Consider the following 14,925-nt stretch of genomic DNA (forward strand, 5'->3'; position numbering starts at 1 on the left):
GTAAAAGAAAAATTACGCGCCTGTTACCATTTCGAGGTTACCGCTATCGCTTTTCTTTTTTCTGTTGCCTATGATGCGTCTTACGAACGCAATAATATTATCAACTGTAAGGTAAACCACTGGCACAAACACCAATGTTAGGAACATGGAGCTACTCAAGCCACCGATAAGAACCCAACCCAAGCCGTTTTTCCATTCGCCACCCGCGCCTTTGGCCATCGCGATTGGAAGCATACCAATTACCATTGCAATGGTCGTCATCAAGATAGGACGCAAACGCTCTTTACCAGCTTCTACGAGTGCCTCAAAACTGTTCTTGCCGAGTTTCTTTTGCTCGTTGGCAAAATCCACTAACAAGATGGCGTTTTTGGCTACCAGACCCACCAACATAATCATACCCAACTGCGTGAAAGTATTGAAAGTGTTCATCGTCAAGGCCAGTGCCAAGAAAGCACCAATCACCGCCAAAGGAATCGAGAACAACACGACGAACGGATAAACAAAGGAGTCATACAAAGCCACCATAATCATGTACACGAAAACAATCGCGGCCAATACGGCCAAGCCCATGTTCATGGCACTTTCGCGTTGGTTTTTCACGTCGCCAGTGTAAGTGGTACGAATACCCAAAGGCAATTTAGATTTGGCAATTGCTGCGTCAATTTCTGTGGCAACATCACCTACACCGCGTCCTTTGACTTGTGCAAAAATGGTTACGGCGGCGTTACGGTTTTGGCGTTGCAATTTCGATGGTCCGATAGACTGCGTTACTTCGGCAAATTGTTGCAATTCTATTTGCTGACCCACACGATTAACAAAGGTGATATGTTTTAAGTTCTCAATGTTAGAACGGTCAAACTCATCTAACCAAATACGAATGTCATATTCTGTATTGCCGTCGCGGAAAGTAGATTCATCGTCGCCACGCAAAGCGATTTGCAATGTTTGACCCACTTCTCCCACAGACAAGCCGTAAGCACCTAATTTCTGACGGTCAATTTTGATACGTGCTTCAGGTTTACCATCTTCCACCGAAAGGCGAATATCTGTTGTACCACCTGTGTTACGCACAATATTTTGTACAATATTCACGGATTTGGCCACGCTGTCGGGATTAGAACCACTCACAATCAACTGTAAAGGAGTCATGTTGGCCGAACCAAAGATGCCGATAGGGTTTACACGCGGACGAACTCCAGGGATTTGCGCTACTTTTTCTTTCACAATCTCAATCATTTCGTCGGTACTTTGCTTGCGTTTATCTTTTGGTACAAGCGTAACGATGATTTCGGAAATATTATTGGAAGAAGCACTCAAGAAACCTTCGGTACTAGAACCGACGTTGGCGTAAACTCTGGCCACTTCAGGCATTTTGCTTACCAACTCTTCTACTTGGCGCGAATACGTATTAGTATTCTCAAAACTCGAACCCGTAGGCAACTCAATTACTACAGAAAACTCCCCTTTATCACTTGTTTTGAAGAACTCAGAACCAATGAAGCCACGTTTTGCCAACTGCACCGAACCCATAAACAAGCCAATGGCAATGGCAGCGGTAATGGTTTTGTTGTTGAGACACATACGAATAAGCGACTCATACCCGTGTTGAAGGGAAGTGAACATTGATTCAAACATCAGAGACAAACGTCCGCCGATTGTTTTGTTGCTCAAATGCTGGACTTTCGAGAAACGAGAAGCAAGCATCGGCGTAATGGTAAAGGATACGAACAAACTCATCATCGTAGAAAGCAATACCACGATAGAGAACTCACGCATGATGTTACCAACTACCCCTGGCAGCAAGGACAGAGGCAAGAATACCACCACGTCCACGAGTGTAATGGATAAGGCCGTAAAGCCGATTTCGTTACGTCCGTCGAGGGCGGCTTGGCGCGAATCTTTACCCATTTCTAAGTGTCGGTAAATATTCTCCAATACCACAATGGAGTCATCGACCAAGATACCTACCACCAACGAAAGGCCTAGTAGTGTCATGAGGTTCAGCGTAAAGCCAAACAAGTACATTCCGATGAAGGTTGCCACCATCGAGGCAGGAATGGCCACCATTACAATCAGGGAGTTACGCAAGCTGTGTAAGAACACTAGCATTACTAAAGCTACCAATACTACGGCAAGCTCTAAGTCATGTACTACGGCTTCGGCGGCGGCTACTGTAAACTCCGAAGAGTCTTGAGCAATATCAAATTTGAGGTTAATTCCTTTGTATTCTTGCTCTAATGCTGTAAGCACTTTGCGCGACACTTTACTTACTTCTACGGCGTTGGCATCAGCTTGTTTTACGATAAACATACCAATGGCTTGTTTGCCGTTGAGGCGGTTGAGGCGTGTATATTCTTTTTGGCTGTCTTGCACTTCGGCAATATCGCGCAAACGAATTTCACCACCCGCTTTACTTGTTCCGATGACAATGTCTCTGAATTGCTCAATGGTCGAGAATTTACCCGCCAAACGAACAATAAACTGGCGTTCTGTTTTGTCAATTTTACCTGTCGGGAAATCCATGTTCGCAGATTTCACGGCTTGCGCCACTTGCGAAATAGAAAGGCCATTGGCGCGTAATTTATCGTAATCTAAGTTTACTTTGATTTCGCGTTCGTCGCCGCCAAACATATATATTTGTCCTACGCCTTGCACGTTGGTGAGTCGAGGCTGTACGTTGTCCACCAAAAATTGGTTGAACTGACGGGCAGGCATCGAGGCCGTAACGGCCATACGCAAAACAGGCGTTTCGTCTAAGGAAATTTTGCTCAACTGAGGTTCTTTACAACCTTCTGGCAACGTGGACACAATACCACTGATTTTGCGTTGGGCATCTTGCAAAGCTTCTTCAGAACTAGCACTTTGGTCAAGCTCAATGGTGATGAAAGAAGCACCTTCAGAAGAGGTAGAGTTCAAGGTTGAAATTTTCTCAACACTGGCTACGGCATCTTCAATGGGCTTTGTTACGTTGGTTTCCACTTCCTCAGGCGAAGCCCCTGGGTAAACGGTCGTGATAACAACCACAGGCGGCGACATTTTGGGAAGCAAATCGTATTTGAGCAGGTTATAGCAAAACATACCCACTACCGTCAGGGCGATAAAGATAATGATTATCAGCGACGGGCGTTTTATAGAAATTTCGGTTATACTCATGGCTTTGTGTTTTTGAATGCTCCGTCAGGGAGTTTGAAAAAATACAGACCTGACGGAGTTCTTTTCTTGATGAGATAGTAAAAGTTAATTATTTGATAACCTGAACGGCAACGCCATCGCGTAAGTTGATATGGCCGCTCAATACAACTTGTTCCCCTTCTTTCAGGCCACTGATAACCTCTAAGGCTGTTTCGGTTTCTGCACCAATCACCACGCTACGCAAAACTGCTTTGTTGTTTTCTATCACATAAACTTGCGGGTCTTTTACACTACCGATAAGGGCTTCGCGCGGAATGTTGAGAATAGAACGCGAAGTAAGTCCGTCGAAATGAACGTGTGCGAACATACCCGCTCTCAAAGGATTTTTGGTGCTATTATCCAAAGCAATTTCTACTGGATAAGTATGTGCTTCGTCGCCTTTTACGTTGATGGTCGTAATCGTTCCTTTGAACTGTACGCCTGGATAAACGTCTGTGGCTACTGTTACTTTTTGTCCTTCTTTGATTTTGATAACGTCGGCTTCAGCCACGTTGACTTTTACTTTCAGGCGCGACACGTCCACGATATTGGCCACCACCGTACCTACTTGTACCATTGAGCCAAGTTCGATGTCTTTGCTGGTAACCGTGCCAGCCACAGGCATCGTAATGCGAGTATCGTTGAGTTGGCGACGTGCCGTAATATATTGACTTTCAGCAGATTTGAAACTATAACGATAGCTTTCTACTTGTGCATCAGTAGCCGCTTTGGTTTTTAACAATTCTTCGTAGCGATCCAAATCAGATTTTGCTTTATCCAAATTGGCTTTTGCTACCGACAAATTGGCGCGTTTTAGCTCGTCATCTATTTGTACAAGCACTACACCTTTGCCTTTGGTATCGCCGAGTTTGAAGTTTACGCCAGTAGCGCGGCCTTGCGTTTCGGATACGATTTTCACTTCGCTATTGGCTACGATGGTACCAATTACCGACAAATCTTCATTGAAAATAGCGTTGCCTACCGAAACAACCATCACAGGAACAGCCGATGCAGGAACAATTTTAGAACGTTGGTCAATTACCTTTTTGTTTTCGGCCAAAGTATAGCCCATCCAACCCAAAGCACCAATGCCTACAGAAACGCCTACGAATATGATAATAACCTTTTTCATTTTATCTCGATTTAATATTGTTGTTGTGATGTACGTGCTTATTGAAGTCCCCCTACTGCTTTTTCCAATTTGGCCAAAGCCAATTCGTATTCTACCAAAGTAGCCGTAAGGTTTACATTTGCCGAAAGCAAAGCGGTGTTGGCATCTATCACATCGGAGTTAAGCGCAACGCCTTTTTTATATTTTTCGTTTACGATGCGGTAGTTTTCTTTGGCTTGCTCCACCGACTCTTGCGTAACTTTTATTTTTTCTAATGCCTGATTGACAGAAACATATAGCTGTGTTACTTCTAAGCTAATGCCTTCTTTTGTTTGCTCAATGCCTTCTTTGGCTTGGAGCTGCTGCATACGTGCTTGTTCGGTTTGGTGCTTGGTGGTATTCCAATTCCACAAATCCATCGAAACGTTTACGCCTACTGCCCAAGTCGCATAAAATTTGTCTTCGGCTGGTACAATGCGTTGGTTTGGATTGTTATAATCCAGTGCCGCCGAAGCGTTTACTTGTGGCAACCAACCCGCTTTGGCGTTTTTGATGCCAAGTTGAGCCGTTTTCTCTTGCAATTGAGCCGTTTTCATTTCCGCACGGCTGCTTACCGCTTTATCGGTTAGGCTTTGCAAAGAAGCCAACGTAATAGTCTGGGTACGTGGCGCAGAAGTTGGCGTAATGGTCTGGTCTAAAGACGTGCCAAGTAAATTATTAAGCGATGCAGTAGCAATCGTAATGTTATTGTTAGCGTCTATCAGTTGAAGTTTGGCGTTAGAAAGTTGCAATTGCGAAGCCAACAAATCATTTTGGGTAGCTGCTCCAAATTTCACTAACTCCTGTACGTCGTTTACGTGGGCTTGCGCTTTGGTTACGCTTTCTTGTACTTGCTTTTGGAGCTGATAAGCACGGTACAAATTCCAGTACGATGTTTTGGTATTCAGGATTACGTCGGCTTTGCTGCGGTCGTATTCTACGGAGGCAACCTCTTGGTTGAGCTTAGAAATTTCCAATCCTAATTGCAAGCGTCCGCCCACAAACAATGGTTGTGATAAAGCCAAACGGTTGGTAAACTGATTGAGGATATTAGGGTTAAGCGCAACGCTTCTTAAAATCGGTTGTCCGCTTGGGTCTGTACCCACAGGAATCGAAAAAGTAGCAGGGGTAATTTTGCTCAAACGATTATAAGACCCTGTATATTTGAGACTTGGCAAAAGGCCTGACTTACTTTCAGCCGTTTTGGCGGTAAGGCTTTTTACTTTATAGTCCAAACTTTTGAGGCTGCGGCTACTATTGGTAGCCTGTGTAATAGCCTCATCGAGGGAGAGGTTTTGAGCATTTGCCAGCATCACCGACGAGGTGAGCAGTGTAGTAAATATGAAGTGCTTCATTTGTGTTCCTGATGATTATACAGCAAAGGTAAAATACAAAAACTTAGGAAACAAAAAAAATGTACAAAGTTTCCGAAGGGTGTTTCGACCGCCATTTCTTTTGATTGCCCAAAAGTATAACACGGGTATTTGTAGGCCAACAAAAAGCCGCCGAAGCGTAGATATGAGCTTGCGGAGTGTGCCAAAAAGGTGTTTTACTGAATCGCTTCACAGGCCTACCCATTCCACAAAGTCGCGTACCGTATGTAAATAAAAAGCCGCAAAACATTGACAACAATGTAATTGCGGCGTGGGGGTGTATATATGAGGTAGAGGGGAATTAGAATTTAATAGGTTTCAGGGGTAATTGGATTTTGAATTTTAGGTTTAGTCAGGCTATAGGTTATGCCAAAGAAAGAACCTATCATAAATTTATCCGTAGTAGGGGGTTTAGTTGCGGTTCCTAAATTGTAAGACGAATTAACCTCATAACCATTATCAAGCACAGCAACTTGCCCGACGGCCAACCCTGCATGCAAAACCAAACGCTCTTCTTTTCCAAAAATCGCGCCTCCCCCAACAAGCATCTGAAATTTTTGTTGCGTTTTAAGCAATAAGCCCACATTAAAACTTGGCTTTATCCAGCCTGCCGTCCGTAAAGACATATTGAGCATCGTCCCAAAGCCAAAATCAAAGTTTCCTTTTTTGGCTTGCTTTATAATCATATTATTACTGTTATTGGTATCGGTATCTTTTTGTAAGCTATATTCCTTATCTACTAAAGAAGAGATAAAAACACCAGCACTAAAATCAAATTTCAATCCACCTTTCAGCCATATTGTATAGCTATACTCATCAAGTGGAGTTGTCGCATCAGTATCTTTGCGGTAGCGGCGGAGTTTGATACGCAACGCATCTATATTTTTCCCGTTTACATCTATCGGCAACAGGTAGGTGTTTTTTTGGATAGAATGAATAAATAATATCTTTTCTCTAATATAGTCAATATTATCTATGAGTTGTTTACGATATTCGTAATATCGAGGAAGCATAGATGGGTATTTAATGACTACTTGGTCAAGTTCATGCAAGTCATTTAAAAGTATTTTAATTTGCGAAGCAATACCCATTATGTTTGCTTCTTGTGTACTATCTAAGTAGTCTTCTTGTGCAAGTGCAGTCAAATGGACATCCATTTTATAACGTAAATTAATGCTTTTTTGTAAGAAGACAGCCGAAATACTGTGATAATCTTGTATGATATCATTAGTATCAAGCATTAGTCTTAATAATTTTAACACATTTTTTTCTATGTTTTCTTCCGCATACTGACGAACATTTTTCATATTATCAATATGTTTCATATTCACTGAAAATAGCTCTATCTCCTTCTTATAAGTAGTATTAAGTTTACTTATATCTATAAAACAATATTGACTATCAACAAAATCAATAATATTACGACAGATTAAGTCTTTATTTTTCTGATATTTAAAAGATTGCAATTGTAGTTCTTTGTATTTTGTTTTATAATGTTCAGACTGAACGACCCTTTCAACTGCCTGTTTTTGTGATATTTTTTCTACTTTTCGTAGTTTGCTTGTATCCAATTTAAAACTTACCAAACTCTTTGTACTTAGGAGAGCATTCTCTTTAGTTAAACTATCTATCAATCTAATAATTAAATTATATTGTTGTGTATTTTTTAGTGATAAATAAGTCTTAGTAGTTGATTTAACTGTTTTGTGCACTTCTGGCAACTTTGCAGTTTTAAAAAAAACGCTATCAATAGCCGTACTTTGTTGTGGGTCAGAAAATAAGTTTATAAATGTATAATCCAGCTTATAGCGATATTTTAGCGGATTGCCGTTCACTAATTGAAAGGCAATGGGTTGATTTGAATTTGCCTTTAAACCATGTTTGCCTTCGCCTCTAGGTAATCTATACATTGGTTTGGCTATTAAAGACTTCGAATGGGGGGTGCCTAAATTTAATATAAATACTTGAGTTTGTATATTAAATGAGTCTATGTCAAACTTCCCCTGCCCCAATACAAGCGTGTGCGTACCCAATAGGCACACCAATAAAAGTAGTGCTTTTTTCATAAACCAAATAGATTAAGATTGTATAGATATTATTTTGATTGTCAATTATATACAAGACGTTTGCCGAGCACAAAAAGGGTGACAAGCCTTGTAAATAAATTTTAACACTGCTCACTTTTAACAAAACTTTAACAATTATTAGCAAGCCATTAACAACAGGGTTCGGATTTATTGGTTTATCTTTGTGCCATATAAAAACCAGTAAACTCTTTTAAATATATTATTTCCTATGAAAAAATCATTGTTATTATTGGCGTTGGCTTTGGGTGTATCTGTAAGCACTTACGCACAAAAAGCTCCTAAAAAAGGCAAAAAAGAAGTAAAGAAAGAAGTGGCAGCAGCTCCAGCCGTACAAGGCCCTTCGTTTGAGTGGGAAGCGACAAACTTTGACTTCGGTAAAATCGAGCAAGGCAAACCGCAATCACACGTTTTCAACTTCAAAAACAATGGTAGCGAGCCAATCGTAATCACTAACGCGCAAGCTTCTTGCGGTTGTACTACGCCAGAATGGACAAAAGAACCAATTGCGCCAGGCAAAAGCGGCTTTATCAAAGCTACTTACAATGCTGGTTCGGTAGGTGCTTTCAACAAAACAGTAACTGTAACAGCTAACGTACCAAACTCGCCTGTTATCCTTACGATCAAAGGTGAAGTTTTGACAAAACCTGCTGCGCCTTTGGCTGAGCCTGCTAAATAATTTGGCTTGCAATCTGCCACATCTCATAAAATAAAAAAGCCCTGCTCTCAATGCGGGGCTTTTTTATGTCAAAAAAAAATTGTGAAACACTACAAATAAATGAGTAATCAAGATTACTTCATATTTTTTTTTAATAATTGAAAGCTGGAATTTTAAGCTCTCGTTGGCGTTTGAACATCGCCATTCTATTTTTTAGAGATGCCACATCAATACTCATGCGGTATTTCATGCGCAAATAACGAGCTACCACATCAGCACGTATGTTACGACGTACGGCATCATCAACGGTTTGGTCTATGAGACATTTCATAATTCTAAGATGGGTTAGATTGTTAGATTATATTTTCTTTAGCTTACGACAATGTTAAGCAAAAGAAAACTCAAAAGCAAGGGCTAATTACATCATTATCAACACTTTTAAGTTTTTTTTAATAAAATTTATTTCTTTCTATCATTGCATTAGTAACCAACGCAAACGTTTGGTATCTATTGCAATAAACCTCGTTATTTTTTGCGTTTTTTTGAATAATATAAATTTTGCAAGAAAAATCACATTTTACATCACAAATATTCTATATCAATCCTCAATACGCGTTTGGTTTGTGCCGACACCCTGTACAACTCCGACCCACGCAAACCCACAACCCACACAATATCATCATTGTTACACAATACTAAGGCTTGTCGCTTAGCTGGCCTGCTCCATTTGGCATCAGTCAGCAAATCACTTACTTTCTTTTGGCGGCCTGCCATGCCTAAGGGTTTGAGCTTATCGCCAATCTGCCAACGCCTCAGCAATAGCGGAAACCTCAATTTGTCGGCATCAAGCCATATTTCCTCTACGCCAAGTCGGGGGATTTCGGGCGGAATTTCGGGCAAGAATCTCAAATGTAGCACAGCCATCGGGCTATGAACTATTGCCGTATTTTCTTCAATCCAAACACGCTCCCAATCTGTGATTTGCGGCGTGATGAGCCAATAACTATCCACTAACGAAAGCGTATGCGTTGGCGAAAAAAACTGCTTTCCTGCCTGCCCCTGCCCTGCTTGCAGCAAGTTATGAACTTGCGTTGCGTTAAAACCCCATTCCCGCAAAATTTCGTAAAGCACATACGCGGGTTCGGGCAATGCCGCCGCCTCTGCCACGGCAAACCGCCAACCTTCGAGCGTAGATTGCAAGAGCTTTTTTTTCAACTGACCAATGAACACATTTTGCAAATTTTCGGCGGCTCGAAAGCGTGCTATATTTTGCGCAATGGTTTGGTCTAAATTGGGATTAATGCTCGCCAACACTGGCCACACGTGGTGGCGAATTTTATTTCGGGTATAATAATCGGAAGCGTTAGAACTATCCTCACGCCACTGCAAACCCTTTTCTTGGGCGTAGGCCAACAGTTGCGCACGCGAAAACGGCAACAAAGGCCTTATAATCTGGCCATTTTGCGGCGGAATACCATGCAGCCCGCTGAGGCCAGTACCACGCACCAAATTGAGCAAAAGCGTTTCGGTATTGTCGGTGGCGTGATGTGCTGTTAGTACAAAAGAAAGTTCGTGCTGGCGGCGTGTTTGTTCAAACCACTGGTAGCGCAGCGTGCGTGCCGCTTCCTGAACCGAAAGCCCTTGTTGTTGGGCAAAATCTTTGGTTTGAAATCTGATAACATGAAAAGGCACAGCCAAATGCTCGGCCAGACCTTGTACAAAGCCGTGATCTTGCTCTGATTCGTTGTTTCTTAACTGAAAATTACAATGTGCTATTTGAAAAGAATAAGCGAGTTTGTGTAATAAATAACACAAAACAACCGAATCTAACCCTCCACTTACAGCCACCAATAAAGGCGTTTGCTCCTCAAACAATTTAGCAGATTTTATATAATCTGAAAACAATTTCTCCATACACAAAATACTGCTAATCATCTAAAAAAGGATATAATCTGCGAATTTTATTAATTATAAATTTCTTTTGCAATACAAAGCTTTCGGGGTGAATTTGTTCAAAAAGCTGTTTCCATTCCAGCCAACGGGCAGGCTCTTTTGTAAAAAAAGATTGACTATTTATCTTTTTTTGTGCCAAAAAATCTTCAAAATTCATGTAATAAAAATAGTTATATTAAAAAAAAATGTACCTTTGTAGTCGTTTTTTACTTGAATACAAATAACTCTATTATAAATATTTGATTTAAGCCATGAAAAATTATAACTTAGTCAAATATAAATATTTATAAAAGCCCAATTCAAGTAATACCTATACAACACAAAAGTACGCCATCACAACAATTGCAATCAAACATCTTCCTTTCTCTTTTCCGACTAAAATATGAAAAAACACCTACAAATTATCTTCACTATTATTTTATTTAGTTTCAATTCCTATGCTCAAAACTCCGACCACAAATTTCACAGTGTATTTATTATGAATTTTATTAAATACATTCAATGGCCAAATGTAAATTCAGATTTTGTCATTGGTGTATTGGGCAATGCTGACATTGTGGAAGAGTTGGAGCGGTCTGTCGCCAACAAAAATGTTAGTGGTCAAAAGATTATAGTAAAAACATTCGATAAAGTTTCCGACATAGACAACTGCCAAGTATTGTACATTCCTCAGGGCAAAAGTAAGCTTCTCGCGGATGTAATCACCAAAGTTTCAGGAAAAAACACCTTGATTATTACGGAGAAATCTGGGCTGGCAGACAAAGGCAGCGGGATTAATTTTGTATTAAAAGATGGCCGTTGGAAATTTGAATTAAACAAAGATGCCACCGAAAAAGCAGGACTAAAAGTATCCAGCGATTTACTGCGATTGGCTATTTTAATTTAATTATAATCAGAATATTAAAGCATAAATGCATCATGTTAAAATTTGCGCATTTATGCTTTTTTCTTTACCGTTATTTAGCCTCCTGTCAAGCCAACTAATATTTTGAATTTTTATTTATAAGCAAACTTATTAGCTTTGTTAAAAAAATATTTAATATTTTACTTAGCTAATTAAGCCTTATGAAAAATTACTATTCCTATGCATTGGCTCTTTTATTGGCTGGTGCAGTCTCTACCAATACGGTAGCAGGCAACGGCACGGGGGCAAGTGCTTATGCCAAACCCTCGAAACAATACACAATCCCTAAAGGCTCAGAATATTTACACGACCGTGTGGTGATTAGAGTCCACGACAGTTATAGAGCAGCTTGCGGCAAAAATAGTATCAATGTAGCTGCATTAGAACGAACCCTTAGCAATTTAGGCGGTGTTATTCGTAAAAAATTCCCTCATAATCAAGCCCCAGCAGCCAATGCTCGCAACCGCGAAGGCAAACGCTTGGTGGACTTGTCTTTGATTTATGAAGTTCGCTTTAGCAGCCCCATCAATGTGCAAAGTGCTATTGATGATTTATTAGCAACAGGAACATTGGTAAATGCCGAACCTCACTTCATTTTTGCACCTTCTTATACGCCTAATGATGCCAATATTTCAAGTCAAAATGGATACCTTAATGTCATTAAAGCCAAAGAGGCATGGGAATCGCAAAAAGGGGACTCAACGGTAACTATTGCCATCGTGGATTCGGGCGTTCGCTGGGACCACCCAGATTTGATAGGCAATATTCAATATAATACAGCGGACCCCATTGACGGCATAGATAACGATAATGACGGCTATGTAGATAATTACAGAGGCTGGGATTTAGGTGGGTCTGATTACAACCTTGACACACTGGCAGAAGACAACAACCCTACCGTAACAGGCGACAACAACGGACACGGAACGCACGTAGCTGGTTTGGCGGCAGCACATACAGACAATGCCACAGGAATAGCTGGCACAGGATTCAAATGCAGAATTTTACCGATTAAATGCGCCGCCGATAACGATACACGCGGGCCAGGTGGCGTTGGCTATGTACTCACTGGCTATGAGGGTATTATTTATGCAGCAGACCATGGTGCACAAGTAATCAACTGCTCTTGGGGTGGCGCAGGCACAGCAGATGGAATTATCCAACAAGTTATTGATTATGCCATTATAAATAAAGGCTCTGTGGTAGTGGCCGCAGCAGGAAACAACAATGTGCAAACAGACTTTGTTCCTGCCTATGCCGACGGGGTTATTTCGGTAGCAGCCACCCAAAACAACGACAGAAAAGCTAGTTTCTCAAACTATAGCTACAAAGTATCCGTAAGTGCTCCTGGCAATAATATTTATAGCACGCTGTGGAATAATAGCTATGGCACCATGAGCGGAACGTCTATGGCCTCTCCTATCACGGCTGGTGCAGTAGGTGTCATTTGCGCAAAATACCCTAACTATACCCCTGCTCAAGTAAAAGCCTTGCTTCGCTCTACGTGTGATGATATTTACAGCGTAACAGGCAACGCCACTTATAGGGACAAATTGGGCAAAGGCCGCATCAATATGTACAGAGCTGTAACAGAATCAAATCCTGCGCTTAAGTATGTTACATTGGGTATTGCAGACGAAGACAACAACATCACTGCTGGAGACACTGTCAAATTAGGAGGTTCATTTATAAACTTACTGAACCCCTCTACTAACATGACCGTAACTCTTTCTACGACAAGTACGGCTTACGTTACTGTATTAAACCCAACCATTACACTTGGGGCAATGGCTACCAACGAAACGAAAGCACTCTCTAACAATGGATTTGATGTTGTAATTAACCCATCAACGCCACTGAATACAACCCTTAATTTCAAACTAACCTACGCGGACGGTACTTATACTGATTTTGAATATTTTGCAGCTGTTGTAAATCAAGATTATGTCAATATTGGTGTAAACAACATTACTACAACCGCTGGTAGCTGGGGGCATTTGGGCTTTATGGATTCGGATGCCTCTATTGGCATGGGCTTTCAGTACAAAAAAACCAATATGATTTATGAAATGAGTCTTATTGCGGGTGTTGCTACGGACAGCATCTCCAACTGCGCACGTGGAGCAGTAGCCTCTGGTGCGTGGGACGAAGATTTCAGTAATATTAGCCGCGCAACAGCTACCATACCAAGCACTGTTTCGGCCTACGACGTAGTAGCCAAGTTTAACGATGATGGTACATCAGCAACAGCACCATTAAATATCGAAATCACCCAAAACACTCATGCTTGGACTACGATAGCCGACAGCAACTATGTAATGGTCGTGTACGATATAAAGAATAATTCTAATAATAATTACTACAACTTCTATTTGGGATTGTACGCGGACTTTGATGTATCAGATGGCGGCACACTCGACAAAGCAAAATGGTCTGCGGCCAAGCGAATGGGATATGTGCAAAATACTGAAACGAATGGTCTATTTGCAGGGATCGTATCGCTCAATACCAATGCTTTACCACATCACTATGCATTCAAGAACGATGGCACTGATGGTGGACTAGGCGTGTATAATGGCTTTACCGATAGCGAAAAATTCCAAACAATATCTGGCGCAGTTTCTAAAGATACCGCTGGTGTAGCAGACATATCACAAACCGTAGGTTCTGGACCTTACACTTTGGCTGCTGGACAAACCATTCAAGTGGCATTTGCATTGGTAGGTGGCGAAAACTTGCCAATGATTGAAAGTGCTGCTGATGCTGCTATCACTAAATATAATTCGTTGGTTGCTACACGCAAACCAACAGCCAACACAATTGCAGTGAACGTATGGCCAAATCCCGCACAAAATGTACTTAATATTCAAGTACCTGCCGCTGGAGCTACTACCGTTCAACTATACGACGGATTAGGCCGTCAGGTGTACAACAACAACACCGACAATACGAGCATACGCTTGAATTTAGAGAAATATGCGCACGGCGTTTATACACTAAAAGTGCAAAATAAAGATGGCATTTCTGTACAGAAAGTAGCTATTAAATAGCTTGGTTAGCAACCATTTCAAAAAGGGACGTTGATTTTTCAATGTCCCTTTTTGATTAAAAATCGCTTTTGTCGTACCAATCCACGATTTGCCAATCGTTCGAAAACTTATTTCGTACTAATGTAAGTTTGGCACTGCCCGTTCCCCTATAAATATTTTGATCGTCTTGCACTATGGTTAGGTTAAAATATCGCTCCACACTAGCCAAGGTATCCGAATACAATGTATCAGCAATAACATAGTTCGTCCATTGCAAAGTCGTGCTTTTTACAGACCGAAACATATTAGAAGTAGAACGCATTTCGCTGGCCCTGTCCCAGTATTCATCGTTATTATTAGCAAAATTTTTATACGTAAATTTAAAATTTTGGCCAATAATCTGTCCATACATAAGCGTATCGCGCAACTCGTAAGAGTTCCTAAACCACTCAAACATTCCTTTCACAGTTTGTCTATTGCCCAACAAAGCCGCACGATCAATAACGGCATCGTCCAGACTTGGGGCAAACGGATTACAAGACTGCCCTAACATCAGCCCAAGCAAACCCACCCAAATTGTCCATTTTTTGTCCATTGTCCAGA

At 41.2% G+C, this 14,925-nt stretch carries 11 protein-coding genes; 3 read left to right on the forward strand and 8 right to left on the reverse strand.

Features of this window, described 5'->3' with window-relative positions; all coding sequences use genetic code 11:
• Window positions 1–12: 12 nt before the first annotated feature.
• From BM090_RS07930 to BM090_RS07950, 4 genes are all read right to left on the reverse strand, one after another.
• The gene (locus tag BM090_RS07930; RefSeq protein WP_091510460.1) at window positions 13–3,153 is read right to left on the reverse strand and encodes an efflux RND transporter permease subunit; all 3,141 of its coding nucleotides are present in this window, start codon (window positions 3,151–3,153) and stop codon (window positions 13–15) included.
• An 88-nt stretch (window positions 3,154–3,241) separates the two neighbouring features.
• The gene (locus BM090_RS07935) at window positions 3,242–4,303 is read right to left on the reverse strand and encodes an efflux RND transporter periplasmic adaptor subunit (protein WP_091510463.1); all 1,062 of its coding nucleotides are present in this window, start codon (window positions 4,301–4,303) and stop codon (window positions 3,242–3,244) included.
• Window positions 4,304–4,341: 38 nt separating this feature from the next.
• Complete coding sequence (locus BM090_RS07940; protein WP_091510467.1) at window positions 4,342–5,676, reverse strand: TolC family protein; 1,335 nt, start codon at window positions 5,674–5,676, stop codon at window positions 4,342–4,344.
• A 326-nt stretch (window positions 5,677–6,002) separates the two neighbouring features.
• The gene (locus tag BM090_RS07950; protein ID WP_091510473.1) at window positions 6,003–7,760 is read right to left on the reverse strand and encodes a hypothetical protein; all 1,758 of its coding nucleotides are present in this window, start codon (window positions 7,758–7,760) and stop codon (window positions 6,003–6,005) included.
• 229 nt (window positions 7,761–7,989) lie between these two features.
• On the opposite strand from BM090_RS07950, the gene BM090_RS07955 reads away from it, so the two are divergent.
• Window positions 7,990–8,457 carry a DUF1573 domain-containing protein gene (locus BM090_RS07955; RefSeq protein ID WP_091510477.1) on the forward strand — a complete coding sequence of 156 codons (468 nt, stop codon included), beginning with the start codon at window positions 7,990–7,992 and terminating at the stop codon, window positions 8,455–8,457.
• A gap of 130 nt (window positions 8,458–8,587) precedes the next feature.
• On the opposite strand, the gene BM090_RS18145 is transcribed toward BM090_RS07955, so the two are convergent.
• From BM090_RS18145 to BM090_RS07965, 3 genes are all read right to left on the reverse strand, one after another.
• Window positions 8,588–8,767 carry a hypothetical protein gene (locus tag BM090_RS18145; RefSeq protein ID WP_143083917.1) on the reverse strand — a complete coding sequence of 60 codons (180 nt, stop codon included), beginning with the start codon at window positions 8,765–8,767 and terminating at the stop codon, window positions 8,588–8,590.
• 251 nt (window positions 8,768–9,018) lie between these two features.
• Complete coding sequence (tilS, locus tag BM090_RS07960; protein WP_177199874.1) at window positions 9,019–10,350, reverse strand: tRNA lysidine(34) synthetase TilS; 1,332 nt, start codon at window positions 10,348–10,350, stop codon at window positions 9,019–9,021.
• Between the two features lie 13 nt (window positions 10,351–10,363).
• The gene (locus BM090_RS07965; protein WP_091510483.1) at window positions 10,364–10,546 is read right to left on the reverse strand and encodes a hypothetical protein; all 183 of its coding nucleotides are present in this window, start codon (window positions 10,544–10,546) and stop codon (window positions 10,364–10,366) included.
• 225 nt (window positions 10,547–10,771) lie between these two features.
• Here BM090_RS07965 and BM090_RS07970 point away from each other — a divergent pair, with 225 nt between their 5' ends.
• Together BM090_RS07970 and BM090_RS07975 are read left to right on the forward strand one after the other, a co-directional pair.
• A complete protein-coding gene (locus BM090_RS07970; protein ID WP_091510487.1) occupies window positions 10,772–11,275 on the forward strand; it encodes a YfiR family protein in 504 nt (167 codons plus the stop codon).
• Window positions 11,276–11,454: 179 nt separating this feature from the next.
• Window positions 11,455–14,343, forward strand: a complete 2,889-nt coding sequence (locus BM090_RS07975) for a S8/S53 family peptidase (RefSeq protein WP_091510490.1) — start codon at window positions 11,455–11,457, stop codon at window positions 14,341–14,343.
• Between the two features lie 55 nt (window positions 14,344–14,398).
• Here BM090_RS07975 and BM090_RS07980 read toward each other — a convergent pair whose 3' ends face one another.
• Window positions 14,399–14,917: a hypothetical protein gene (locus tag BM090_RS07980; RefSeq protein WP_091510494.1), complete on the reverse strand. Its 519-nt coding sequence runs from the start codon at window positions 14,915–14,917 to the stop codon at window positions 14,399–14,401.
• Between the last annotated feature and the right edge of the window lie 8 nt (window positions 14,918–14,925).

Origin of the sequence: Flexibacter flexilis DSM 6793, from assembly GCF_900112255.1 — a bacterium.
In the GTDB taxonomy this organism is placed as follows: domain Bacteria; phylum Bacteroidota; class Bacteroidia; order Cytophagales; family Flexibacteraceae; genus Flexibacter; species Flexibacter flexilis.

What these genes read in the sequence shown, in the direction of transcription:
- BM090_RS07930 (WP_091510460.1), bottom strand. Translation starts at nt 3,153, where the DNA reads ATGAGTATAACCGAAATTTCTATAAAACGCCCGTCGCTGATAATCATT.
- BM090_RS07935 (WP_091510463.1), bottom strand. Translation starts at nt 4,303, where the DNA reads ATGAAAAAGGTTATTATCATATTCGTAGGCGTTTCTGTAGGCATTGGT.
- BM090_RS07940 (WP_091510467.1), bottom strand. Translation starts at nt 5,676, where the DNA reads ATGAAGCACTTCATATTTACTACACTGCTCACCTCGTCGGTGATGCTG.
- BM090_RS07950 (WP_091510473.1), bottom strand. Translation starts at nt 7,760, where the DNA reads ATGAAAAAAGCACTACTTTTATTGGTGTGCCTATTGGGTACGCACACG.
- BM090_RS07955 (WP_091510477.1), top strand. Translation starts at nt 7,990, where the DNA reads ATGAAAAAATCATTGTTATTATTGGCGTTGGCTTTGGGTGTATCTGTA.
- BM090_RS18145 (WP_143083917.1), bottom strand. Translation starts at nt 8,767, where the DNA reads ATGAAATGTCTCATAGACCAAACCGTTGATGATGCCGTACGTCGTAAC.
- tilS (WP_177199874.1), bottom strand. Translation starts at nt 10,350, where the DNA reads ATGGAGAAATTGTTTTCAGATTATATAAAATCTGCTAAATTGTTTGAG.
- BM090_RS07965 (WP_091510483.1), bottom strand. Translation starts at nt 10,546, where the DNA reads ATGAATTTTGAAGATTTTTTGGCACAAAAAAAGATAAATAGTCAATCT.
- BM090_RS07970 (WP_091510487.1), top strand. Translation starts at nt 10,772, where the DNA reads ATGAAAAAACACCTACAAATTATCTTCACTATTATTTTATTTAGTTTC.
- BM090_RS07975 (WP_091510490.1), top strand. Translation starts at nt 11,455, where the DNA reads ATGAAAAATTACTATTCCTATGCATTGGCTCTTTTATTGGCTGGTGCA.
- BM090_RS07980 (WP_091510494.1), bottom strand. Translation starts at nt 14,917, where the DNA reads ATGGACAAAAAATGGACAATTTGGGTGGGTTTGCTTGGGCTGATGTTA.